Here is a 24917-nt window from a genome sequence, read left to right on the forward strand (position 1 = left end):
TGATATTCATCAACGAGTGCCCACACAGATTGATAGGTTTAAATTGTTAAAGAGCGTTAGCGTTTTGTGACTCACATCTCAGTCGCTAGGGGTGCGTACTATACCTGCACCACTTAGAGAGTCAAGGGTTATTTTCAAACTCTTATTCTCTACCGATTTCGCTGCGTGACTTTCGTCTCACTCCTTGTCGGTGAGGCGGCATTATAGAGAGTTCGATATAGAGCACAAGAGCTTTTTTAAATAAAAGTTTTGTTCGCCTAAAAAGCCACCACATCCGCATTTTTCGAATAAAAACTAAACATTTGAGACGTATCACAGCAATACATTGGCAAAATGGAAGCCATGAACGTAAGATTCATGTGTCTATTTTGTTAATGGTAGATGCGTATATTTCGTTTATTAATATGTAGTATTCCGATATGAACTCAAAAAAATCGATGTTGTTAATTGTCGCGCTAGCTGTATTGGGCGGCATTGTTTTCTCTCAGGTAGATATATCGCCTGCAATTACCTTTATCCTTGGTGTCTTGGCTTCCGCTTTTGTTGTTAATTTTTCAAGCACCGACTCAAAATCAGAGTCAGAACCTAAGGCTTCAACAAAAACACTTTATGTAGGTAACCTTCCATACAAGGCGAATGAATCACATGTACGTGAATTGTTCTCTGAATATGGTGAAGTATTTGCTGTACGTTTAATGAAAGACAAACGTACTGGTAAAAGAAGAGGTTTTGGATTTGTTGTTATGGCAAGTAATGATGTGAATCATGCTATTTCAGAACTTAACGATAAAGATTACATGCAACGTACTTTAAAAGTACGCGTTGCAAACGATCCTAAACATCCAGAAACGGACGAAGCTGAACTGAGCTAAACCCTAACTGCTTCAGCATACTATTTAGTGCACTTTCTTTTTTAGGAAGTGCACTACAAAAAGCCTCACGCACTCCCCCTTCTTCAGTACTGCTCTCTAAATCCAATAAATCTTGAACCCGCTTAGCAATAGCCTTACCTGAATCAATCAACATCACGTTTTTACCTAGCACTTGCTGAATCTCTGATTTGATCAGTGGGAAATGAGTACACCCTAAAACAGCCACATCAATTGTGTTGATCATTGGTTGAAGGATTTGCTGCAGCTCTTCAAGGTTAATCGCCTCACCTCTAAGTTTATCTTCGGCCATATCCACCAGCTGAGTCGAACCTAAAAGCTCAACTCTTTTATTACTAGAGAAGTTTTTGATGAGCTCGTGTGTGTATTCACGAGTAATCGTTGCGGGTGTCGCAATAAGACCAATGGCTTTATTGGCAAGTAGCGATGCAGGCTTGATTGCCGGAACAACCCCGACAATAGGGATTGGGTTATTTGCCCTTAGTGTAGGCAACACAATTGTACTTGCTGTATTGCAGGCTATCACCACAATATCAATAGCGTGGCTAGCCACAAAACTGGCGACGATGCTTTGAACTCTGTGGATAAGGACTTGCTGGTCTAGCTCACCGTATGGGTAAGCCTCGTTATCGAATACATAAGTATAGTTATGATTCGGTAGTAACTGGCTTATCTCTTTATATACGGACAGGCCGCCAACTCCAGAATCAAAGATCAATATGTTTTTTTGTATGCTTTCCGACACAACCATTACCTGTAATAAGTTCCGCTGCAATGATACCCCTTCACTTAGTTTTCGCCAATCATCACTCTACATAATGCAAGCTCGGTAGCGTTGATGCACAAAGCGCTCACCCTGCTCTACATTTTCCAGCTCTATCTTAAGCTTTCCTTTAAAGCATGGCGCTGACGTGACTAAAGTATGAAACTCACCATCTTCGCCGCATGGGTCGACGTGACTCGGTAAACTGCCGATTAGCTCAAGCGTGTATTCTTTCCCGCAATAGCTCATGTCTAATACATCGGTATCGACCGTGACGAGAAAGGTTTCGATTCCTCTCTCTATTATTTCACTCGCAAGTGCCTGACTGCTCTCTCCCATTAAGGGAAACACACACTCCCAACCAGCTGGCTCTATATAACTTCTTCGGTAATCGGCAATGCCATTACAGAACATATCTCCAAACGCGACCGCATCGATTGATAAGCTAGAATCTTTAAGTGCCGAGACAATCGTACTTTGGTAAACCTCATTACTTGGGAAGACTTCCGGTAGCTCAATCATGATTAATGGTAAACCGACCAATCGAGCTTGCATTGCAACTACCTCAATAGGAGTTACCTGGAAAGGAACTTCATCTCCAACATACGTAGTATACAGAGCAACAACTTCATACTCGGTGCTTTCAAGTAGCCGCTCTAACGTTAACGTAGAGTCTTTACCTGATGACCAACTTATGACGACTTTCTTTTTCATTGATATATCCAATAAGAAAAAACCGCCCGAAGGCGGTTTAGTTGTTAATTAGAACTGGTAGTCAGCGTTTATAAAGAAACTTCTTTCTTGTGTTTCATACCCTTTGGCTAACGTGTAATCTTTATCAAAAAGGTTAGCAATACGCCCTCTCATTGTGAAATGATCCGTCACAAAGTAGCTCGCAGCTATATCTACTAGCGAGTACTCATCTAACTCAGCATTGCCGCTATCCATACGTTTACCTTGATATAAATAGCTCAAGTCCGCCTGCCAGTTGTCCGCAAAATACGTCACGTTCCACTTAGCATTTTGTTTCGCTCTACGTAAAAGTTGAGACCCATCGCTTTTATCTGTCGGGTCCATAAAGTCAAGGCTAACTTGGTGAGAAAAACTGCCTGTATCGAATTCTCCCGATAGCTCTAAGCCTTTAATTTCAGCGACACCAATGTTTTTTGAAGGCCATCCAACTATCATGTTTTTAATATCATTTTTGTAAGCCGATACTCTCCAATCAACCAATGATTGATGGGCTTCGAACGCGACTTCATAGTTTTTTGACTCTTCAGGTTTCAAGGTTGGAACACCTGAGCCCGGCCAATATAGTTGATTAAATGTCGGTGCTTTAAATGCCGTACCAGCATTAGCCGTCACGCGATAATTAGCTGCTAACCAATATCCTAAACCCGCTTGCCATGTAGTATTCTTGCCGTAGCGTTGGTTATCGTCACCGCGTAAAGCTAATTCAGCTTGTACGGCTTGGTTGTCATAAAAGCCACTAACATATAGCGAGTTATTCGTACGAGATTTCTCGGCATAGTCTTTTGAGGACTCTGATACGTCATCTTTAGACCAATCAAGACCCGCACCAATAGAAACTTCATTGTTCACAGTGAATAAATTTGTGAAAGCAACGGCCTGGTGGTCCGTTTGATAAGTACTTTTGTAGTAATAATCTTTACTAGAATCTTGAGCTTTACTTAAAGAAAAGTTGCTCGACAACGTTTCTCCAGTATAACTAAGACGGCCAATTGCACTGTAAAGTGTCTGATCTTTTGTAGCATTTTTCGGATCGTACTCTGTTTCACCATCCGAGTAAGTAGAATTAAACTTAAGCTTAAACTCGTCATTCAGCTTATGAGTTATCGCAAGTGCTAGCTCAGTCACTTCATGTCCATCTGCGTCTTGATCACCAGCTGAGTTTTGAACAGAAAACCCATCAGTCTCTGCTCGCTTTACAGCTACAGAACCACTTGTCGAGTCTGTAATATTACCAGACACTGCCACACTGCCTTTTTTGTATGAATCAGATCCAAACCCTACGCTAACTTTTGCTTCTGAACTTGATGTGTCTGTAATAATATTAATTACACCACCAATCGCATCGGCTCCATAAATTGCTGCTCGAGGACCACGCACAAACTCAATGCGCTGAACACCAACTAGTGGAATAGCAGCAAAATTTGCTCCTCCTGATGTTGCACTTGCTGTTTTTACGCCATCAATAAGTACTAAGATGTGGTCAGAGTTAGTACCTCTAACAAAAACACTCTGCTTTTGTCCGTAACCGCCGTTGCTCGCTACCTGAATACCAGGTAAACGACGTAGTACTTCGTAAATATCATTAGCTTGAATCGCTTCAATCTCTGCTCGAGTAACAACTACAACAGGTAACGTTGTACTTTGAGTGCTTTGCTCAAAACGGTTAGCCGTAACGACCATGGTTTCGTCAGCAGATGCTTCTTGTGCGTGTAAATTGGAGATAGGTGAAAGCAGCGATGCTACAGCAACCGCTAAAAGGGATTTGTTCATGTTGTGATCCTAAATCGCGTAAAGTCCTACCAAACCACATTTTATGGTTTGGCCGCTGGCAGGTATTCGGACTTAAGAGCACAACCTTTCGGTTACCTAATATTCGACTTCCCACAAAATGCTATTTGCAGTGTCTATGAATACTCGTTCTCTTTTACCGCTGCGCGTCAGTTCTGGATTTTCACCAGATTCCCTCTTCAGCCATCTATACATCCACATGGCACCAGCTTGCCGGAAATAGTATTGACCTATGAATCATTTGTCTAGTCTAAGATAGTTATAAGCTATAGTTTTCGTCGTCTATTTAGACTGAATGGCTCTCAACACTGGACAAGCGCCTGTGATTGAATAAAATCTGCGCTCTTGATTTAAAAGCACGATAGCAAAAGGCATAACAATGGCGAATTTAGAAGTAAACCCGCAACGCTACCAAGAACAACTGGCAGAAAAGACTGAGCGTCTTACTGAAATGTTCTCAGAATATAATGTGCCTGAGCTGGAAGTGTATGAATCTCCAGAACAACACTATCGTATGCGTGCAGAGTTCCGCGTGTGGCATGAAGGTGACGATATGTATTACGTCATGTTCAATCAAGAGACCAAAGAAAAGTACCGCGTAGACCAGTTCCCTGCTGCTAGCCGTCTTATCAACGACCTAATGCCTCTATTAACGGATGCAATGAAGGACAACCACTCTCTACGCCACAAACTATTCCAAGTAGACTTCCTTTCTACATTAAGCGGCGAGATTTTGGTGTCACTGCTTTACCACCGCCAACTAGGTGAGCAGTGGATTCAAGATGCTAAAGCACTTAAGCAGCAATTAAACGATGAAGGTTTTAACCTAAACCTGATCGGCCGTGCGCGTAAGATGAAAATCGTACTGGACCGCGACTACGTTATTGAAAAGCTAGATGTGAATGGTGATAGCTACATCTACCAGCAAGTTGAGAACAGCTTTACTCAACCAAACGGTAAAGTAGCAGAAAAAATGTTGGAGTGGGCAGTCGACTGCACTCAAGACAGCAAAGGCGACTTGCTTGAACTTTACTGTGGTAACGGTAACTTCTCACTAGCACTGGCACAGAACTTCGAACGTGTACTGGCAACAGAACTAGCGAAGCCGTCAGTAGAATCTGCGCAATACAACATCGCAGCCAACAAGATTGAAAATGTTCAGATCATCCGCATGTCTGCGGAAGATTTTACCGTAGCAATGGAAGGCAAGCGTGAATTCCGTCGTCTACAGCAAGCGAACATCGATCTTAAGAGCTACAACTGCAACACTATCTTTGTTGATCCACCGCGTTCAGGTATGGATGTTGACACTTGTAAGATGGTTCAAGGCTACGAGCGCATCATGTACATCTCTTGTAACCCTGAGACATTGAAAGAGAACCTAAACATTCTAAGCGAAACACACGACATCACTCGTTTTGCTCTATTTGACCAGTTCCCTTACACACACCATATGGAAGCAGGTGTGTTCCTAGAGCGTAAAGCGTAAGCCTCGCTCTCTAGGTCGAGGTTAAAGCTAAGCTAAGCAGCAGATACAAAAAAACGAGCCAATTGGCTCGTTTTTTTATTTATAGATTGGTTTAAGCGGTTTTACCGATAAAGCCTAGCTTCTTACCTACCCAAGCGAGCAGTAGCATCGCGACGATAATCGCAAAGAAGTTTGAACCTGCATCAGGGTGTTGTGCTTTCACAAAAGCCGAGTGGCCAAATGCACCTACAAAGAAACAAGCTAAACCCACTAACGGAATATCTTCAGATACTGGATTTGTTAGGTATTCTTGGTATAGCGCTTGTACAGCCAGCACTAAAGCAATCAGCGGGAAAATAGAGAAGCCCACTTCGCTCATTGTTACCCAAGATAACAGTGCATCACCACACACACCTGCTACAACAGCAAGTACGAGTGTCTTTCTTTCAGAACCATGGTTTACAGTATTATTTTCATTCGACATTATTCAATCCCGCCTTTTAATCGGTTACGTTCACGTTCTTTACGATACCAAAAAGCTCCTTTGGCCATCATTCGCAATTGCATGATCAAACGCTCAGCCAATTCATCTCGCTGACGTCGATCTAAATCTAATGCTTCTGCCCCTGAGTTAAAAACCAAGATGACGGAGGCTTCCGCTTGAGTAAAAGCTTCGTCTCTTGTCATTCCTGTTGTGATTAAATATTCGGTTAACTCAGCAGAGAAATGCTGTATCTCACGAGCTACCGCTGCACGAAACTCAAATGAAGTTCCTGAGCGCTCCCGCAATAACAGTCTGAATACGTTTGGGCTGCTTTCAATGAATTCCATAAAGGTTTCAACCGATGTGCGAATCACGCTGCCTTCTTTTACTATGCGTTGCCTAGCTTGACGCATCAACTGACGCAACAATAAGCCACCTTCATCGACCATGGTTAAGCCAAGCTCATCCATGTCTTTGAAATGGCGATAAAAGGAAGTCGGAGCTATTCCAGCCTCACGAGCGACTTCTCTCAAGCTTAGATTAGAAAAACTACGATCGGCACTGAGTTGGCTGAATGCCGCATCGATTAAGCTACGACGAGTCTTTTCTTTTTGCTGTGCGCGAATGCCCATTGGTTTCATACTTTATCAACATCTTCTTTTACAGCCTAAACAGGCATGTCTAATACTCTATTCAATATAACGCGAATCACTTACTTATATAAGGCACTCTGGTTATATAAGACACTAAACACACCTCTTTGTTCACGTATCGAAGTAAATACGTTCAAAGAAAACATTTCAATATCCGCACCGTCATTTGGAGACATACGACATACCAAATATTATTTTTTCAGTAGCATGACGTGATCTCACCGACTCTCTGATGCCCTTTTCATGTACCCAAGAACAGAATCAGTTAAAATCTCGCTAAAGCAATGTTAATCAAATATAACAAGGAAGATATCTATGTCGCACTCCAACCACTTTGATGTAATCGTAATTGGTAGTGGCCCCGGAGGAGAAGGGGCAGCGATGGGATTAACCAAAGCCGGGTTGAACGTTGCTATCATTGAAAAAGAGAGCAGCGTTGGTGGTGGTTGTACCCACTGGGGGACCATTCCTTCCAAAGCACTGCGTCATGCCGTTAGTCGTATTATTGAATTCAACAGTAACCCTCTGTTTTGTCAGAACAATAAAAGTATCCACTCAACATTTTCCAATATTCTGGGGCATGCTAAATCGGTCATCGACAAACAGACTCGCTTGCGCCAAGGTTTCTACGATCGCAACCAATGCACGTTAGTCTTCGGTACTGCACGTTTTATCGATACCCACACGATCTCCGTAATGCAAAGCGACGGTACTGAAGAACACTACAGCGCAGACAAATTTGTTATCGCGACAGGTTCTCGTCCTTATCAGCCAGACAACGTCGACTTCATGCATGAACGTGTCTACGACAGTGATTCGATTCTTTCTCTGAAACACGACCCACAACACATCATCATCTATGGTGCTGGTGTTATCGGCTGTGAATATGCCTCTATATTTCGCGGTTTAGGCGTTAAAACCGATCTCATTAATACTCGCGATCGCCTGTTGTCCTTCTTAGATAACGAAACCTCAGATGCACTTTCTTACCACTTCTGGAACAGTGGTGTTGTTATTCGTAACGATGAGACCTTTGAGAAAATTGAAGGAACAGATGATGGTGTAATCATTCATCTAGAGTCAGGTAAAAAAATGCGTGCCGATTGCCTACTGTATGCCAATGGTCGAACGGGTAATACTGATAAACTGAACCTTGGTGCGGTTGGCTTAGAAGCGGACTCTCGTGGACAAGTATCAGTCAACAGCAACTACCAAACCAGTGTTGAACATGTTTACGCTGTCGGTGATGTGATTGGGTATCCTAGCCTAGCAAGTGCTGCTTATGACCAAGGTCGATTTGTGGCCCAAGCCGTGGTGAAAGGTGAAGCAGAACGACACCTTATCGAAGACATCCCAACAGGTATCTACACCATTCCTGAGATCAGCTCTGTCGGTAAAACCGAGCAAGAGCTTACTGCAGCTAAAGTACCGTATGAAGTGGGACGTTCTTCATTCAAGCACTTAGCTCGCGCTCAAATTGCAGGTAAAGATATTGGTAGCTTGAAGATACTTTTCCATCGTGAAACTAAAGAGATTTTAGGTATCCACGTGTTTGGTGAACGTGCCGCTGAAATCATTCACATTGGTCAGGCGATCATGGAACAAAAAGGTGAAGCAAACACCATCGAATACTTTGTGAATACTACCTTTAACTATCCGACGATGGCCGAGGCGTATCGCGTCGCAGCGCTTAACGGACTTAACCGTTTGTTCTAAACAAAGAACCAACAGGACTATTTGACCACCTGTAGGCCAAATACATAAACAGCAAGCCATGAGCTTGCTGTTTTTATTTTTTGTTCCCTGAACTAAGCTATGCAAGCTAAGCGAGAAACTCTCCTTTCTTCCACTGAGAAACAAATAAAACACCAAGACCAATCCCACGCATCGCCATAAAGCTCAACATTGCTAGCCACAGCGCATGGTTATCAAAACCTGATGCTAAGTAGAAAATTACGAAGAAACTGCAGGTCGCAACAAACATACTGTTACGCATATCTTTGCCTTTGGTTGCGCCCACGAAGATACCGTCCAGCAAGAAGCACCACATTGAAACCAGTGGCATTGCGATCAACCAAGGCAGATACACCTCAGCTTGGCTTTTTACATCTGGGATGGTGGTGATCATATTAATTAGATTAGACCCAGCGATCGCGAACACTATGGTTAGAACCAAACAAATATTGAAGCTCCAGAAAAAGGTACCAATCAACGACTGATTTAATTCATCTTTATCTTTCGCGCCTATCGCTTTACCGACCATCGCTTCCATTGCGTAAGCAAAACCATCCATCCCATAAGAGATGATCATCAAGAAACTCATCAACACTGCATTGGCCGCAACAACATCATCGCCAAAGCTTGCACCTTGGAAGGTCATGAAAGTGAAAGTCGCTTGTAGGCATAGTGAACGAAGGAAGATATCGCGATTCAGTTTTACGAAACGACTCAAACCTTGGCTGGTTTTCTTAAGCAGCTCCCATGGCGATGGTAACTGCTTCTTCACCCAGATTCGGTAAACACAAATCAGGCCAAATGTTAAACCGGCATAATCAGCCATTACAGATGCCAATGCTGCGCCTTCCACTTGCCAGCCGAGGCCAATCACAAATACGATATCTAAAACGATGTTGGTGATATTAGTAATGATCACCATCCACATGGGTGCTTTGGCATTTTGGGTTCCGAGTAACCAACCTAACAGCACAAAGTTAGTCAACGCAGCAGGCGCACTCCATGCTCGGATAGAGAAATATTGCTGACCATAGTGTTTCACTTGGTCACTGGCACTACTCAGAGAGAAAACCGCATCAGCAACAAAGCTATGCAATAGCAAGAAGAAACCAGCAAACCCTAGTGCCATGGTCACGCCTTGCACAAAGACTAAACCAAGTTGCTTGCCATCGTTAGCCCCATAAGATTGCGCGGCCAGTCCCGTCGTCGACATTCGTAAGAAACCGAGCAGCCAAAAGGTCACGCTGATCATTGTGCCACCCAGCGCCACACCACCTAAATACCAAGAATGCTCTAAGTGACCGATAACCGCAGCATCGACTAAGCCCAACAGTGGAACCGTAATATTAGAAAGAACCATCGGGATCGCGAGTAACAGCACTTTTTTGTGCATCGCCTGATTGGATAGCGTTTGAAAAATAGTTTGGGGATTAAATAACTTCACGATCACCTCTTAGATTAGAGGCGATAGTTTAACCTAGTGAGTGGGCTTTCACTATGTTGTGGGGAGGTGCTTGCCTTTTATCGATAACGAATACCTATAACGAGGCAAGCATTCAGATACCTGTCAACAGAACCGCTAGCACTACCACTTAACAAGCACTAACTGCGGCGTTAAACGCTTTTTGACCTGAGAGATTTTACAAAGAAGTCGCTGCCACAATTTCCAACGATTACACTGCTGGTCAAGTGGAGAAAACGCTTTTACCCACTGAGCCCATGGCAGCCAATTAAGGACGCTGTCTATCGGAGAAGATAAGCCATGTGAGTATTTTCCAGAACCGAGCTTTTGCCCCAGAGCACTAGAGCTTTTATCTCCAGCTAACACTAAACACGCATGTGCGTGGGTAAAATAACGGCTCAAAGACTGAATAAAGTTCGCCGTCTGTTGTTCATTGCAATCCAGCAGAGCATGTTCACACACCACCATCACTGAGGCTTGTTCTGGAATATTAAGTTCATCCAACCAGGTCAGATCATCCACCGAGCCACACTCTAGACGGTAGCGTTCATTCTTGTGGAACAGGCGTTGTCGCCAAACTAAGTTCTCGGTTACATCTAGCTCAACCCAATGACAGCGGCCATTATCTAAACGGTAGAAACGGGTATCGAGCCCTGCTCCCACGTTAATAATCCAGGCATCTGGGTTATGAGATAAAAACTGTTGAACTTGAGAGTCACAAAGTTGAGTCAGTGTCGCGTAAAGGAGTTGTTGCTGGTCGAGTTCACCGGTAAGGCATTCAGGTGCGAGTTGGCAACGCTTGCAGGCTTGTGCTGCAATAGGGTCATAAACAAGACCGTCATCGGCTAGGCTTTCGCGGCTGCGAAACCAAAGGTGTTGAACAAGATTGGTCGGTACTTGGAATTCTTGATGTGCTGACCCGAGATCAGAAGAAGCCTTTTGATCATAGGTGTGCGACTTACGAATAAGCGGCTTCATTTGAGGTTTGGTTGGGTTTGGCATCATCATCTTCCTTGTATCTCGACAAAGAAGATGATAATGAATATCAATTACAATAACAAGTTATTGAGAGTAAATATCAATAAGCTGTTTGCACTGACTACATCCAGTCCGTGTTACGAATAATACCAACCGCAAGTCCTTCAATAGACAAGTGTTGGGATTCTAAGTCCACGTGAATTGGAGAAAACTCTTCATTTTCAGCATGCAACAGAACGGTAGAACCTTTGCGCTCTAGGCGTTTTACCGTTACATCATCGTCGACACGAGCCACGACAACTTGTCCATCACGCACGTCTTGTGTTTTATGCACGGCCAGTAAATCGCCATCCATAATACCGATGTCTTTCATACTTTCGCCATTTACGCGAAGTAAGAAGTCAGCTTGTGGCTTAAACATACCTGGGTCAACTTGGTAATGCATTTCTACATGCTCTTGAGCCAAAATAGGCTCGCCAGCGGCAACCTGACCGATTAATGGTAAACCTTGCTCTTCATTCGCTGCATCTTCAAGCAAAATACGAATACCGCGAGACGCACCCGGGATAATCTCAATCGCTTCTTTACGAGCAAGAGCTTTCAAATGTTCTTCTGCAGCATTTGCAGAGCGGAAACCAAGTTCACGTGCGATTTCTGCACGAGTCGGTGGCATACCGCAATCTTCGATCTTACTTTTGATAAGGTCAAAAACTTGTTGCTGGCGGGGCGTTAACGGCTTCATGATTCACCTGTCTTTTTATACAGTTGACTGTGAGTATATCCAGTAACTGAATAAAAGCAAAGCAATTGGTTGTTTTTAGTTCATTTTTAGCGAGTTACAAAAACAAGATCTCTAACCACACGTAACCAGCTAATACTAAACAGATAAAAACGGCAGCTGAGCCAACATCTTTCGCCATCCCAGAAAGCTCATGATGTTCGCTACCGATTCGGTCAACGACCGCTTCAATCGCGGTATTAATCAACTCGACAACCATCACCAACACGACGGCTGAAATCATTAAGATTCGCTCAACTTGGTTTACATCTAAGTAGAACGCCAACGGAATAAGCACTGCGGCCATAAAGACTTCTTGTCGAAATGCAGCCTCGTTTTTAAACGAGCTCGTGATGCCTTGCCATGAAAAGCCCGCCGCTTTGACGATACGTTTGACTCCGGTGTTTGATTTTTTGGTCATTTTTAACTCTATACTCAATCAGTCGATGAATGATTTTCCACAAACTTAACGGCAATATGACTATTTCCATTAAAAGGTTAGACCAGTTTCTGGTATTCTTGCATCGATTAAATTTACGCCTAGGCTTATCCCTATTTCACTCATAGGATTTATCCTCTCATTATAGAAATAGAGATACGCTTGAGCACATTGAAATAACTATTGAGGCAGTGAACCTATATGTCTTCTGGACAATCTTTTTCACGTTCATTAATGAAGCTACCTTTATCCCTATTGGTAAAGAGCACATCAATCCCTTCAAACCCTGTAGAGGATTTGAACATTGATTTGAGCAAACCGATTGTATACGCCTTACCGTTTCGCTCAAGTGTAGACATTCTTACATTGCAAAAACATGCACTTGAACTAGGGTTGCCTGATCCATTGAGCAAACTTGAAATCAATGGCAAATCACTGCAACGCTACGTTTTTATCTCTTCTCGCAAAACTCTACTGCAAGACGATGATTATGTACCAAGCTCATCAATTGAAGTCTTCTCTGAACTGCTTTCACTGCATGCAGAAGACTCTGAGCTCGACGTTCAAGTTATCCCTGCCACCGTATTGTGGGGTCGAAAGCCTGGTAAAGAGAATAACCAGAAGCCTTACCTACAAGCAATGAACGGCTTAGAGAAATCGAAAGCTGTATTGCTAGCAGGTCGTGACTGTCTGGTTCGCTTTAGCCCAGTGGTATCTCTACGATACATGGCTAACTCACACGGCACCGACAGCACCATCGCGCATAAACTGGCGCGCGTGGCACGCATTCACTTCTCTCGTCAAAAACTTGCAGCATCGGGCCCTAACCTACCAAGCCGCCAAGCTCTGTTCGACCGCCTGCTAAAGTCAGAAGCAATCAAAAAGGCGATAGAAGATGAAGCTGAATCAAAAAATATTTCCATAGAGAAAGCGAGCAAAGAAGCTCAAGACATCATGGACGAGATTGCTGCGAACTTCTCTTACTCGCTAATCAAACGCGGTGAAAAGATTCTTGGTTGGTTGTGGAATAAGTTGTACCAAGGCCTGCATATCAGCAACGCTTCAACCGTTCGTAAGCTGGCTCAAGATGGTCACGAGATCGTTTATGTGCCTTGTCATCGTAGTCACATGGATTACTTACTGCTTTCTTATGTGCTTTATCATGAAGGCATGGTTCCTCCGCACATCGCAGCAGGGATCAACCTCAACTTCTTCCCTGCCGGCCCTATTTTCCGTCACGGCGGTGCGTTCTTTATTCGTCGTAGTTTCAAAGGCAACAAGCTTTACTCAACGATTTTCCGTGAATACCTAGCCGAACTGTTCGCTAAAGGTTACTCAGTAGAATACTTCAGTGAAGGTGGTCGTTCTCGTACGGGTCGTCTATTGCAGGCGAAAACCGGCATGCTAGCGATGACAATCCAAGCAATGCTGCGCGGCATGAACCGTCCGGTAACTTTGGTTCCTGTATACATCGGCTATGAGCACGTAATGGAAGTCGCGACCTACGCGAAAGAACTTCGTGGTAAGCGTAAAGAGAAAGAAAACGCGAGCCTAGTGATTCGTACAATTCGTAAGCTGCGTAACTTTGGTAAAGGCTACGTGAACTTCGGTGAGCCAATTCAGCTGAACCAATATCTGAACGAACATGCTCCTGAGTGGACTAAAGATATCGACCCAATGGGAACCAGCAAACCACAATGGATGAACCCGGTGGTTAATGACTTGGCAACCAAAATGATGACGCACATTAACGATGCGGCAGCGACCAATGCCCTGACTCTTTGTGCAACGGCACTATTGGCTTCAAGACAGCGCGCATTGTCTCGAGACTCTTTGGTTTCTCAGATCAACTGCTACCTGTCTCTACTTAAGAATGTGCCTTATTCAGATACATTCACAGTGCCTAAAGACAGCGCTGAAGACTTAGTAAAACACGCAGAGTCATTGAATAAGTTCTTAATTGAATCAGACACTATGGGCGACATCATTTCACTTGATCGTCACCAATCGATTCTGATGACCTACTATCGTAATAACATCATTCACTTGTTTGCATTGCCATCATTGATCGCTCAGATGACCATTCGTCAGCACGGTTTATCAATCGACGCTATTCAAGAAAATGTTGCCGCTATCTACCCATTCTTAAAGAAAGAGTTGTTTTTAAGCTACGACGAAGATCAGCTTGAAAGCGTGGTTGCGAACATCATTGATGAGCTAGTCGGTCAAGGCATGCTTGTTGTGTCGAACAACCAAGTAACGATCAACCAGTCAAACAGCCAAGCACTGATGCTACTAGGCCGTACGATTTCAGAAACGCTCCAGCGCTACTCAATTGCTCTGAACCTATTGGCAGAGAATCCTGATCTAGATAAGTCAGACCTTGAGCAGAAGAGCCAAGACATCGCACAGCGACTGGGTCGCCTACAAGGTATCAACGCACCGGAGTTCTTCGATAAAGGCGTGTTTGCGTCGATGTTCGCAACTCTGAAACAGCAGCAATATCTGGATAACGATGGTAACTGTGATTTAGAAAAGACTCAGCAATTCGCTAAACTTCTCTACTCAATGCTTTACCCTGAAGTACGTTTGACGATTCAAGAGAGTATCCACCAAGCAGAATAATCTCTTGGTTAGCATTCACTTTAATCACTAGACTGAATACGATCAAAAAAGGCACCCAATGGGTGCCTTTTTCTTTAGCGTTCATTTACTTGTAAAGCGGATGCTTACCAGAAGGTAATGAACAAGCCTACAGTCACCGCCATTCCAACATAGTTATTGTTCAAGAAGGCTTGGAAGCAAAGGTCTCGATCGCGGTGACGCATCAGATGCTGTTGATACACGAACAAGCTTCCCGAAACTAACAGTGCCCAGTAGAAAGTATCACCGAGTTGGTAGTGCATGCCCAATGCAATCAACATCGCCAGTGTAACTAACTGCAGCGCGCCAACCATAAGCTTATCAAAACGACCAAACAGAATAGCCGTCGACTTGATGCCAATCTTCAAGTCATCATCTCGGTCAACCATCGCATATTGCGTGTCGTAGGCTATCGTCCACAACGCATTAATCACGAAGATAAACCACACAATGCTTGGCAGTTCATTGGTTTGCGCCGCCCAAGCCATTGGTATTGCCCAACTGAAAGCCAATCCGAGAAACAACTGTGGAAGGTGTGTAAAACGCTTCATGAAAGGATAAATGAACGCGAGACCAACCCCAATAAAAGAGAGCTTAATGGTCAGCGGGTTCATGGTGAGTACCAACAAAAAAGAAACCACAGCTAACACTAGAAAGAGCACAATGGCTTCCTTGCTGGAAACCAAACCTGAAGGTAATGGACGTTGCTTGGTGCGTTTGACATGACCATCAACTTTACGGTCAGCAAAGTCATTAATCACACAGCCAGCCGATCGCATTAACACCACACCGAGTATGAAAACAACCAAGACATCAAAATCAGGTATGCCTTTCGCAGCAATAATCAGCGACCACAAGGTCGGCCAAAGGAGTAACAGAGTACCAATCGGGCGATTCATTCGCGTCAATTGCCAGTACGCCTTCGCTTTGGTGGCAAGCATTTACACACTCTCCTTAGAGTAAATGGGGGATGTTGGTAAAAAAAGTTCGGCCACAAGCATCGGTTTATGATTCATCCATAATCGAGAACGACGCGCGAGTAATCGCTCATCGCCAGCGATAACCCAACCGACTTGAAGCGCATCTCGCTCCACGTTCTCAGCACTGAAAACCGTTAATCCAAGCGGGACATCCCCTTGTTGAGAAAGGTCAGAGTGCTGATGATCTTCTAGGGTAATTCGAGGTATTAAGGTTCGACCTAACACCCACGGCTCATCATCACCCTTTAAAATCACTTTACGCAGTAAGCAATCATGTGATGATAAAAGGCGTTCTTCGTCCTGTTGCAGAATTGATCGTTCCACAACTTGATTATGAAGCAACTCAACAGACAGGTGCTTGCAGCACTTGCCCAACTTACGGGAAAGCGATCCTTGTTCCATAAGCCACTCTTTGGTGGTTTCATTAGGAAAATTAAATTTTTCTGTGCTTTGCCAATCTACATTCATTAATGAATTTAGATACAATGATATTGACTGATTCATACTAGTATTCAATAGGTGACTTTACACGTACAATAAAGCTTCAACTTTCGAATAAAATTAAAGCGTCCTTCGAATTGTAAACGTATTTAGATTTAGACCGCTCATTGTAACAAGACTAATGCGTTTCGAATATCGCGAATAAACTAAAGAAAAGTCTCAAATATGCACAAACGTTATGTAGCCCAACTATTTATTGCGATTAATCTACTGTTTTCAGCATCAAGTTTCGCTGAAGAAGAATCGACACCCAAACTAGCCTACTTCACGCTAGAGCCCGATCTCACCACCAATTTTTACACTAAAGGTAAAAAACTGGGCTATATTCAGGTCCGTCTCGACATAATGGTCGCAAATAGTAATGACTTAGAAGCCATTGAGCATCATCAGCCATTGATTCGTGATGCGGTGATTGAATTACTCGGCAAACAAAATGAAGAGACAATTAAGTCTCTATCCGGTCGTGAAGATTTGAGAAAGTCCTTAGTTGAGCACCTCAATAAGATTTTACTTCCAGAAACAGGTAAAACTCTCATTGCTGACTTATTGTTTACCAAATATCTTTATCAGTAATGATGTAAAAACGAATCCCAATAAAAAAGCGGCTCATCTGGCCGCTTTTTTGTCTCTATCGTTTGGCTACTCACTAGAAAAAATGAGTTAGCTTCTTGCCGAGCTCGGTGCTTTCATCGCATCGATAAAGCCAATAATGACACCAGCGGCTAGGCCAGCTAAATGCGCTGTATTGGCGATCGCCATAAATGGCTGCATGTACCCAAGCACTAACCACACCAACATAAAGCCGACAATCTGTCTTGGGATACCTAAACCAAGTTGTGGCGCCTTCGCACCGACAACCCATAAGTAACCAACCAAAGCGTACACAACACCAGACAAACCACCGAAGTTCGCCCCTTCAACCCAATACTGACCAGCACCTGAAAGCGCAGAAGAGACAGCAAAGATCTGAAGTAGCTTGAGGCTGCCTAGTTTCTTCTCAATATCCCCACCTAGCTGCCACCACCACAAAATATTGAATGCGATGTGCATAACAGAGAAATGCAGAACAGCATGGCTCAACCAACGCCACAGCTGCCATTGCTGTCCATCAACTGCTGGGAAATGCAGGGCATTGAAAATAGCTTGGCCAAAACCAATCTGTTGCAGCGCAAAAATCACCACACACACCAACATTAGGCTCAGTGTCACAGGACCTGCTTTTGCTTTGATCATGCCCAAAAAGCTTGGTGTGTGGTAATGGAAATGACTCTTTCTAGACTCAGCCATATCCCAAGACGCCGCTTGATAGCGTTTATGATTGGGTTCAGCAAGAAAACGATTCAGCTCAGCTTCGGTTTCAACCTGAAATTGACCATCAAGAAGCCACAAAGCAAAACGCCCTTCTCCCTCTGGAGACATCTGAATAGGGATCTGACGAGAGGCCATATAATCAATAAATGCTTGAGCAAGACGTGGGTTGTCTAACACCATCAATCTAATCATTGTTACTTCCTATTCATACTATGGAGATGCTTGAAGCGTTTAAGTGATAAAGCTATTAACCCGCAATCACCGGAAGTTCAGCACGATGCCAAGCTTCGAAACCGCCATCAACACTATATACCTCTTCAAAGCCTTGGTTCACTAAATATTGTGCCGCGCCTTGGCTACTAATACCGTGGTAACACATCACTAAGATAGGCTGTTCGAACTCAACCTCATCCATAAACGACACCATTGTATCGTTAGTCAGGTGGTAGGCGGTTTCTGAATGGGCTACCGCAAAAGATTGCGGATCTCGTATATCGACAAGTCGAGCTTCACTTTGTTCAATAAGGGCTTGAGCGCCTTTAACGTCGATATGTTTAAACTGGTCCATGACTTTCTCTTTTTATACTGATTTACTTTGCTGCCATTGTAACCTATCCCAAGGCTAACAATCACACTCACTTAATAAGGTTATCCACCAGCGATCACTTTTACACCATTTGTGGATAAATCTGTGAATTGCGTGAATAAAGTGCCTTTTTAAAAATAGATCCACAACATGTAGTAATGATCCTGATCTAACTGTGGGTTAACTGAAACATATCCCCACTCAAAAAACCCTGTCAAAGCCTTACTACACCCTGCTTTTAGACAGCTGACGAATAAATTCCTCACAGAGTTATCCACAAAATCATTTTGCAAATTTCGATCGCAAAAGTTGAGAAATCGATCCAAAACAAAAAGGCCGAGATCTCTCGATCTCGGCCTTTTCAAAATTAAGCTATTTGCTTGCTACTATGAGAAACCAAATACTATTAAAAATTAAATACTATTAGAAGTCGCCAACTGCTTGCTTCAATTTCTTCATCGCATTCTTTTCTAACTGGCGGACACGCTCTGCAGAAATGCTATAGGTATCCGCTAAGTCTTGCAGTGTTGCTTTGTTGTCGTCTAACCAACGTGAGCGAACAATGTGTTGACTACGCTCGTCTAAGCTCTTCAATGCGAGACCTAAGCGATTATTAGTATGAGATTCCCAGTTAGCTGCTTCAACCGTCTCAGCAACGTCTGACGCTTTATCTTCTAGGTAATAAACTGGAGCTGTGTAAGCAGAACCACCGTCGTCGTCGTCCATAGGCGCTTCAAACGTCGCGTCTTGTGCCGCTAAGCGAGATTCCATTTCACGAACTTCTGAAGGCTCAACACCCAGTTCACGCGCAACCGTCTCAACTTCACCGTTATTGAACCAACCTAAACGCTTTTTAGACTTACGAAGGTTAAAGAACAATTTACGCTGCGCTTTAGTCGTTGCGATCTTAACGATACGCCAGTTACGCAATACGTATTCATGAATTTCAGCTTTGATCCAGTGAACAGCAAAAGAGACTAGACGGACACCAACTTCTGGATTAAAGCGCTTAACAGCCTTCATCAAGCCGATGTTACCTTCTTGGACAAGATCAGCCATTGGCAGCCCGTAGCCAGAGTAGCCTCTTGCAACGTGCACCACGAATCGTAGGTGTGAAAGGATCAAGCCTTTCGCAGCGTCGATCTCACCTTTGTAATGTAATCGCTCTGCAAGTCCACGTTCCTCGTCAGGCGTCAGCATTGGGTAACTGTTCGCTGAGCGGATATAGCTATCTAAACTATCTTGTGTGACTAAAGCCATTTGATACGCTTGGTTTGCCATTCGGTTCCTCATCAATCTCTGATCTGGAGTAATACATCTATTAAAACCCGACAATCTTGAACCTAAAATGAACAGGTTTCAAGGAGGGGGAAGTAATTATGCATAATCAATTCGTCTATACAAGGCAAAAACTGGTTAAGAACTGCCTATTTTTCGTATAAATATGACTCTATTCACCTAAACTGGTTCAATTTCTTTTAGATGACGCTGTGCAGAAAGCTTCGCAGCTACACTACCAAGCAAGGTTCCGACGATCAAAAGCAGTAAAGATTCATCCCAACTCAGGCCAATTAAGCGGAAGTGGCTATCGTACAGCTGAGCCAAGTCATCCACAGCACTGTTCAGTAATACGGTAATCAATGCCGTCATTACCCACGCGCTAATCGAACCTAAAACACCAAACCACATTCCAGCATAGAGGTATGGTCGAAGAATGTAGCTGTCGGTAGCACCAATCAGCTTCATGGTTTGAATCTCTTCTTTATGCGCCAACACATTAAATCGTAATGTGTTGCCGATAATCAGAAATACTGCGCCCAGCATCAACACAGTTAAGGTAATCACGATGACAGCCGCAAGTGCTTTGATAGCATCCAGTCGAGCTAACCAGTCTTCATCTAAACGAACATCGGTGACTAACTCTTGCTTCTTAACCTTGCCTGCCAGTTCTTTAATTAACGTGTCGCTGTGTACGCTTGGCGTAATCACCAAAACACCTGGCAATGAATAATCATCTAGGATAGTTAGGGCGTCCTCAAAACCAGAATACTGGCTAAGATCTTCAAGACCTTGCTGCGGAGAAATGTACTCAACCAGATCGACTTGGTCCCAACTTTCAATTTCATCCTTAAGCACCATGACTCTCGGCTCAGGGATACCATCCTCTACATAGGCACTAACTTGTGACGGGCTGGTGACATCTTGCGCCACTTCACCAACGTTCTTGCCCAGTAGGTACAAACAAGCGGGCATAGCTAAAGCCATTGAAATCACCGCAAGCGTCAGCAAGTTACCCAACGGACGCTGCCACATTTGCGAGAACGATGACTTGGCTTGTTTCCAATGAACAACAAAGAAACCGTCGCTTGAAGCTCGGTTTGCTGCTCGATTGGATTGAGGTTTCTTAATGCGCTTATTCGCGGCCATAATCTTCAACCTCACTCAAAAAGCCTTGGTTTAATTCCAGATGACGATATTGAGGGCGAGTGTTCACTAACCCGATATCGTGCGTCGCTAGCATGATCGTGACACCCGCACGGTTGAACTCTTCAAACAAGCGTAATACACGACTCGATAGTTCAGGATCTAGATTACCAGTTGGTTCATCCGCTAAAAGCAGAGTTGGACGGTTAACCACAGCGCGAGCAATACCGACCCGTTGTTGTTCACCTCCAGAGAGCTGGCTTGGCAAACAACGGGCTTTATCTAATAAACCGGTTTTGTCCAACGCGGCGCTGACTCGACGTTTAATTTCGTTTTCAGAAATAGATTCTATACGCATAGGCAGAGCGACGTTATCGAAGATCGAGCGATCCATAAGTAGGCGGTGATCTTGAAAGACAATCCCGATGTTACGGCGTAAAAAGGGAATGTCTTTGGCTGGGATACGAGTAATATCGTGATCGTTAAACCAAACACGTCCGTCAGTTGGACGCTCTATCGCGCAGATCAACTTCAGCAAGGTACTTTTACCAGCACCAGAGTGCCCGCCTAAAAATGCCATCTCTCCTCGTTTGAGATGAAAGTCCACTTTTTGGAGCGCTTGTCGTCCGCCTCGGTAGGCTTTGCTCACTTGCTGAAATTTGATCACCGAAAATTCCTCTTACGATCACTCATATCAAATTTAAAACGGTAGCAGGTTAAGGATAAACCACTTTGCTACACGCGTTACTCTTCGCGGCTAAATAGTGCTTCAATAAAGTCTTTCGACTCAAATGGACGCAGGTCGTCAATGCCTTCACCCACGCCAATGTAGCGGATTGGAATCTGGAACTGGTCAGCAATTGAGAAAATTACGCCACCTTTCGCCGTACCATCTAGCTTAGTTAGCGTAATGCCCGTTACTGGTGCCACGTCACTAAACAACTTCGCTTGGCTAATCGCATTCTGACCGGTACCTGCATCTAGCGTTAACATGATTTCGTGCGGTGCAGAATCATCGATCTTCTTCATTACACGAACAATCTTGCGTAGCTCTTCCATCAAGTTGCTCTTGTTCTGCAAACGGCCTGCAGTATCTGCAATCACAACATCAACACCACGCGCTTTCGCCGCTTCAATCGCATCGTAGATAACAGACGCGCTATCGGCACCAGTGTGCTGAGCGATAACCGGAACATCATTACGCTGCCCCCAAACCTGAAGTTGTTCAACCGCTGCTGCACGGAAGGTATCGCCCGCCGCCAGCATAACTTTCTTGCCTTCACTTTGGAATTGTTTCGCCAGCTTACCGATAGTGGTTGTTTTACCCACGCCATTCACACCTACCATTAAGATAACGTAAGGTGTTTTAGTGGTATCAACAACCAGTGGCTGTTCCACTTGGCTCAAGATTTCTGACATCTCTTCTTTAAGCAAACCATAAAGCGCTTCACCGTCTTTTAGGTCATTACGGGATGCTTTTTCTGTTAGGTTTTCAATGATCTTCACGGTGGTATTCATACCCACGTCGGCGATCAGAAGTTGCTCTTCTAATTCTTCAAACAGGTCTTCATCGATTTGCTTGCCTTTGAACAAACCAAAGAAGCCAGCACCAATGTTTGCTTTAGTACGGCTTAGGCTACGCTTAAGTCGTGCAAAGAAGCTTTCTGTCGGCTTCTCTTGAACTTCTTCAACCTTAGATTGAGGAGCAATCACTTCTTCCTGTTCTGCTTCTGCTTCTGCTGCGACAGGCTGCTGATCTTGTTGAGCCTCTTCAAGCGCTTGCTCTGACTCCGCAAGTTCAGATTCAACAGACTTAGGTTCCGTTGATTTAGCGTCTTCAACTTCAGGTGCGACCTGTTCAGCCTCAACTTGTGATTCAACTTCAGTTTGATCTTCAACGTTTTCTACGTTCGCTTCATTCTGAGTTTTTGGGCTTTGTTCTTCTTCACCAAAACCAAGCCACGATAATAATCCGCGCTTCTTTTTTTCCGTCATCAGAGGAGTTTCCTAGATCTACTAATTAGCTGTATTGACTTAATACACGTCGACTCTTTGCTATTGTTATACAATACAAGCTTGTACAAACGAATAGTAAAGAAAAATGACAAAGCAGTGATAAGTTTGCTTTTAGCTTGATACACTTTGTCATTGTAAATTTATTTAATACTCGAACCCACTTAAATTGGGCTCGGTATAGTATCACTTTATTAGCGGTCAAAAAATCTATGGTAAGACGTCGCCAGCAAAACACATCACAAAAAAAGCCATCCGGAGGCTTTGTTCGAATTATTAGTGGCTCATGGAGAGGTAGAAAGCTGCCTGTTCATGATTTAGAAGGATTACGCCCAACCATTGACCGAGTCAAAGAAACACTCTTCAACTGGGTGGCACAAGATATCCCACATTCGACCTGCTTGGATGTATTCGCCGGTTCTGGTGGTCTAGGTTTTGAAGCCGCTTCTCGCCAAGCAAAAATGGTGACACTGCTCGAAATGAATCAAAAAGCGGCCAAACAGCTTTCTGATAACGCGAAAGAGCTCAAAGCAGACAACATCAATGTGGTCAACACTGATGCTATCTCTTTTCTTAAGAAGCCAGGCACTCCTTACGATATGGTCTTTCTCGATCCTCCATTTCGTAAAGGCTTACTCGCAGAAACAGTACAACTGCTTGAGAGCAACGGTTGGCTTGCAGACAACGCCATCATTTACGTCGAGACAGAGAAAGAGCTAAAACTCGAAGCTATGCCAGAAAACTGGGAATTACATCGCGATAAGACCACTGGCCAGTCGAGCTACCGACTGTTCAATCGAATCACTGAAGAATAGGAGTTATTGAATGAAGTTCTTGCTTCCACTAGCAAAAGCAGCCATCGCCTTTGTTTGGTTTATCTTGATCGCCAATATTTTCTACCCATTCCCGGGTAATGCTGCGATTGCGCTTTATATCATGACAGCATTCTTATTCTTCATGCACGGCCTGCAGATGCTGATTTTCATCGGTGCTTTTGGCGATAAGATCGAAATGTCACGTTGGGAGAAGTGGTCAATATTGATTTTCGGTGTCTTTGCCCTACTCGATATCCGACGCAAACACATGATGTAATAAAGCTTAAGCTTAGATATAAAACGCTTAGCGACAGAAAACATCATGACAGAAACAATTGATACAAAAGCGCCGCTCATTTGAGCGGCGTTTTTTTTATTCAGCGATGATACTGATGTTAGCCCATGTAGCCCTTTACGCCATCTAGGAACATTTGCGTCGACAGCATAACCAACAACAAGCCCATCAAGCGTTCGATGGCTTTAAGGCCTCTCTCACCCAACACTCGCAGGAAGAAGCCATTAAACATCAGAATAAAGAAGGTCGCACCCCAAGCCAGCATCACCGCGCCTGAAAGCTCTAACATATTGTCAGGGTGCTGGGTCGACAACAGAATCAATGCCGCAATCACTGAAGGGCCAGCAATCATAGGGATCGCCATCGGCACAATAAACGGTTCTTCACCCGCCGCGAGGCCAGTAATACTACCCGCACTTGGGAAAATCATCTTAATCGCGATGATAAACAGAATAATACCGCCAGAGATACTCAAGGTTTCAGGCTGCACATGCAGGAAGTTCATGATGCTTTGACCAGCAAACAAGAACAGCAGCAGGATAATCAGCGCAAACATTAGTTCACGAACAAGAACAATACGGCGACGCTTCGGATCAATATGCTTAAGGATAGAAAGCACGATTGGTAAGTTGCCAAGCGGATCCATAATAAGAAACAGCATGGTCGCTGCAGATAAAATTTCCATAAGTTTGTCTCGAAAGCGTAAGTGCGCGGAGTATAGCAGCCTCAAGATTGATTTTCGAACGCAGTAACAAACTTAGGAATTTACGTTATTGGAAGTGTATTTATGAGAGCCAAACAAGGAAGAAATGGTCGGAGTGGAGCCAAGAATATCGCATCCACTCGCTAATCACAGTTCACTGGTGACAAGAACTGATGGTCATTCAAGATCAGTGATTACAAACACGTTCGCGATTAGTGCAAAGCTTATCATCAATGATCACGACCTTTTCCATTTTCAGGAAAAACTTCAGCAATCCATCTAAATCCAGACCGTTCAGCTTACACGTATGAAAGCGAGCTTCAGCGCCATAGGTTTGAGCGAGCTCTTGCGTCAACTCTTCACGAGTCAGTGGCTTTTCACTCAGTAGGTTTAAAACGTTGTGTGCGTGGATTTCAGTGGTCATAACTCTATCTCATGTTTAATGAAGTAGACGTA

26 protein-coding genes and 1 riboswitch are annotated in these 24917 nt (G+C 43.9%); of the genes, 7 read left to right on the top strand and 19 right to left on the bottom strand.

Annotated features, from left to right (window positions below; all coding sequences use genetic code 11):
- Positions 1-419: 419 nt before the first annotated feature.
- Positions 420-872 (top strand): RNA recognition motif domain-containing protein, encoded by a 453-nt coding sequence (locus ACED25_RS18340; protein ID WP_371695843.1) that lies wholly within the window; start codon positions 420-422, stop codon positions 870-872.
- On the opposite strand, the gene murI is transcribed toward ACED25_RS18340, so the two are convergent.
- Genes murI through ACED25_RS18355 form a run of 3 tightly spaced genes read right to left on the bottom strand, consistent with a single transcriptional unit; the run spans position 835 to position 4176 of the window.
- Positions 835-1641, bottom strand: a complete 807-nt coding sequence (murI, locus tag ACED25_RS18345) for a glutamate racemase (protein WP_371695856.1) — start codon at positions 1639-1641, stop codon at positions 835-837. The two genes, ACED25_RS18340 and murI, sit on opposite strands and share 38 nt — an antisense overlap.
- A 60-nt stretch (positions 1642-1701) precedes the next feature.
- Positions 1702-2367, bottom strand: a complete 666-nt coding sequence (locus ACED25_RS18350; protein ID WP_371695844.1) for an ATPase — start codon at positions 2365-2367, stop codon at positions 1702-1704.
- A 48-nt stretch (positions 2368-2415) separates the two neighbouring features.
- Positions 2416-4176, bottom strand: coding sequence for a TonB-dependent receptor domain-containing protein (locus ACED25_RS18355; protein WP_009848255.1), 1761 nt, complete (start codon positions 4174-4176; stop codon positions 2416-2418).
- A 39-nt stretch (positions 4177-4215) separates the two neighbouring features.
- A riboswitch (cobalamin riboswitch) is annotated at positions 4216-4419 on the bottom strand.
- Positions 4420-4573: 154 nt separating this feature from the next.
- Here ACED25_RS18355 and trmA point away from each other — a divergent pair.
- Positions 4574-5683 (top strand): tRNA (uridine(54)-C5)-methyltransferase TrmA, encoded by a 1110-nt coding sequence (gene trmA / locus ACED25_RS18360; protein WP_371695845.1) that lies wholly within the window; start codon positions 4574-4576, stop codon positions 5681-5683.
- 91 nt (positions 5684-5774) lie between these two features.
- Here trmA and ACED25_RS18365 read toward each other — a convergent pair whose 3' ends face one another.
- Both ACED25_RS18365 and fabR read right to left on the bottom strand, forming a co-directional pair.
- Complete coding sequence (locus tag ACED25_RS18365) at positions 5775-6146, bottom strand: YijD family membrane protein (RefSeq protein WP_012605017.1); 372 nt, start codon at positions 6144-6146, stop codon at positions 5775-5777.
- On the bottom strand, positions 6146-6787 hold the full coding sequence (gene fabR, locus ACED25_RS18370) for an HTH-type transcriptional repressor FabR (protein WP_010438693.1): 642 nt from the start codon (positions 6785-6787) through the stop codon (positions 6146-6148). The genes ACED25_RS18365 and fabR overlap by 1 nt, the downstream gene beginning before the upstream one ends.
- 327 nt (positions 6788-7114) lie before the next feature.
- Between fabR and sthA the strand changes: the two genes are divergently transcribed.
- Entirely contained in the window at positions 7115-8515 is a 1401-nt protein-coding gene (gene sthA, locus ACED25_RS18375; protein WP_009848252.1) for a Si-specific NAD(P)(+) transhydrogenase, read from the top strand.
- Positions 8516-8621: 106 nt separating this feature from the next.
- On the opposite strand, the gene dinF is transcribed toward sthA, so the two are convergent.
- From dinF to ACED25_RS18395, 4 genes are all read right to left on the bottom strand, one after another.
- A complete protein-coding gene (dinF, locus tag ACED25_RS18380; protein ID WP_032499673.1) occupies positions 8622-9977 on the bottom strand; it encodes an MATE family efflux transporter DinF in 1356 nt (451 codons plus the stop codon).
- Positions 9978-10118: 141 nt separating this feature from the next.
- The gene (locus tag ACED25_RS18385) at positions 10119-10997 is read right to left on the bottom strand and encodes a class I SAM-dependent methyltransferase (RefSeq protein WP_065679467.1); all 879 of its coding nucleotides are present in this window, start codon (positions 10995-10997) and stop codon (positions 10119-10121) included.
- 97 nt (positions 10998-11094) lie between these two features.
- Positions 11095-11715, bottom strand: coding sequence for a transcriptional repressor LexA (gene lexA, locus ACED25_RS18390; RefSeq protein ID WP_009848249.1), 621 nt, complete (start codon positions 11713-11715; stop codon positions 11095-11097).
- Positions 11716-11809: 94 nt separating this feature from the next.
- The gene (locus tag ACED25_RS18395) at positions 11810-12172 is read right to left on the bottom strand and encodes a diacylglycerol kinase (RefSeq protein WP_269337478.1); all 363 of its coding nucleotides are present in this window, start codon (positions 12170-12172) and stop codon (positions 11810-11812) included.
- A 219-nt stretch (positions 12173-12391) separates the two neighbouring features.
- Between ACED25_RS18395 and plsB the strand changes: the two genes are divergently transcribed.
- The gene (plsB, locus tag ACED25_RS18400) at positions 12392-14815 is read left to right on the top strand and encodes a glycerol-3-phosphate 1-O-acyltransferase PlsB (RefSeq protein WP_269337476.1); all 2424 of its coding nucleotides are present in this window, start codon (positions 12392-12394) and stop codon (positions 14813-14815) included.
- 104 nt (positions 14816-14919) lie between these two features.
- Here the strand turns inward: plsB and ubiA are convergent, their stop codons facing one another.
- The gene (ubiA, locus tag ACED25_RS18405) at positions 14920-15774 is read right to left on the bottom strand and encodes a 4-hydroxybenzoate octaprenyltransferase (protein ID WP_371695846.1); all 855 of its coding nucleotides are present in this window, start codon (positions 15772-15774) and stop codon (positions 14920-14922) included.
- The gene (locus tag ACED25_RS18410; protein WP_162924288.1) at positions 15775-16317 is read right to left on the bottom strand and encodes a chorismate lyase; all 543 of its coding nucleotides are present in this window, start codon (positions 16315-16317) and stop codon (positions 15775-15777) included. It abuts the gene before it with no gap.
- 162 nt (positions 16318-16479) lie between these two features.
- Here ACED25_RS18410 and ACED25_RS18415 point away from each other — a divergent pair, with 162 nt between their 5' ends.
- Positions 16480-16887, top strand: coding sequence for a flagellar basal body-associated protein FliL (locus ACED25_RS18415; protein WP_009848242.1), 408 nt, complete (start codon positions 16480-16482; stop codon positions 16885-16887).
- Positions 16888-16974: 87 nt separating this feature from the next.
- Here ACED25_RS18415 and glpG read toward each other — a convergent pair whose 3' ends face one another.
- The 6 genes from glpG to ftsY all read right to left on the bottom strand — a co-directional run bounded on the left by glpG (position 16975) and on the right by ftsY (position 22630).
- Positions 16975-17817 carry a rhomboid family intramembrane serine protease GlpG gene (gene glpG / locus ACED25_RS18420; protein ID WP_017104246.1) on the bottom strand — a complete coding sequence of 281 codons (843 nt, stop codon included), beginning with the start codon at positions 17815-17817 and terminating at the stop codon, positions 16975-16977.
- 55 nt (positions 17818-17872) lie between these two features.
- Positions 17873-18193 carry a thiosulfate sulfurtransferase GlpE gene (gene glpE, locus ACED25_RS18425; protein ID WP_009848240.1) on the bottom strand — a complete coding sequence of 107 codons (321 nt, stop codon included), beginning with the start codon at positions 18191-18193 and terminating at the stop codon, positions 17873-17875.
- A gap of 441 nt (positions 18194-18634) precedes the next feature.
- On the bottom strand, positions 18635-19492 hold the full coding sequence (gene rpoH, locus ACED25_RS18430; RefSeq protein WP_029223159.1) for an RNA polymerase sigma factor RpoH: 858 nt from the start codon (positions 19490-19492) through the stop codon (positions 18635-18637).
- Positions 19493-19669: 177 nt separating this feature from the next.
- Entirely contained in the window at positions 19670-20638 is a 969-nt protein-coding gene (ftsX, locus tag ACED25_RS18435; protein WP_371695847.1) for a permease-like cell division protein FtsX, read from the bottom strand.
- A complete protein-coding gene (ftsE, locus tag ACED25_RS18440; protein WP_009848236.1) occupies positions 20625-21302 on the bottom strand; it encodes a cell division ATP-binding protein FtsE in 678 nt (225 codons plus the stop codon). The genes ftsX and ftsE overlap by 14 nt, the downstream gene beginning before the upstream one ends.
- A gap of 77 nt (positions 21303-21379) precedes the next feature.
- The gene (gene ftsY, locus ACED25_RS18445) at positions 21380-22630 is read right to left on the bottom strand and encodes a signal recognition particle-docking protein FtsY (protein WP_371695848.1); all 1251 of its coding nucleotides are present in this window, start codon (positions 22628-22630) and stop codon (positions 21380-21382) included.
- 230 nt (positions 22631-22860) lie between these two features.
- Between ftsY and rsmD the strand changes: the two genes are divergently transcribed.
- Together rsmD and ACED25_RS18455 are read left to right on the top strand one after the other, a co-directional pair.
- Complete coding sequence (gene rsmD, locus ACED25_RS18450; protein WP_017061036.1) at positions 22861-23463, top strand: 16S rRNA (guanine(966)-N(2))-methyltransferase RsmD; 603 nt, start codon at positions 22861-22863, stop codon at positions 23461-23463.
- Between the two features lie 10 nt (positions 23464-23473).
- Entirely contained in the window at positions 23474-23740 is a 267-nt protein-coding gene (locus ACED25_RS18455; protein WP_009848233.1) for a DUF1145 domain-containing protein, read from the top strand.
- Between the two features lie 118 nt (positions 23741-23858).
- On the opposite strand, the gene ACED25_RS18460 is transcribed toward ACED25_RS18455, so the two are convergent.
- Both ACED25_RS18460 and ACED25_RS18465 read right to left on the bottom strand, forming a co-directional pair.
- Complete coding sequence (locus tag ACED25_RS18460; protein WP_009848232.1) at positions 23859-24443, bottom strand: YhgN family NAAT transporter; 585 nt, start codon at positions 24441-24443, stop codon at positions 23859-23861.
- Between the two features lie 205 nt (positions 24444-24648).
- Positions 24649-24885, bottom strand: coding sequence for a YecH family metal-binding protein (locus ACED25_RS18465; protein WP_009848231.1), 237 nt, complete (start codon positions 24883-24885; stop codon positions 24649-24651).
- Between the last annotated feature and the right edge of the window lie 32 nt (positions 24886-24917).

It is taken from the genome of Vibrio sp. 1F263, assembly GCF_041439035.1.
GTDB classification, from domain to species: Bacteria; Pseudomonadota; Gammaproteobacteria; order Enterobacterales; family Vibrionaceae; genus Vibrio; species Vibrio tasmaniensis_A.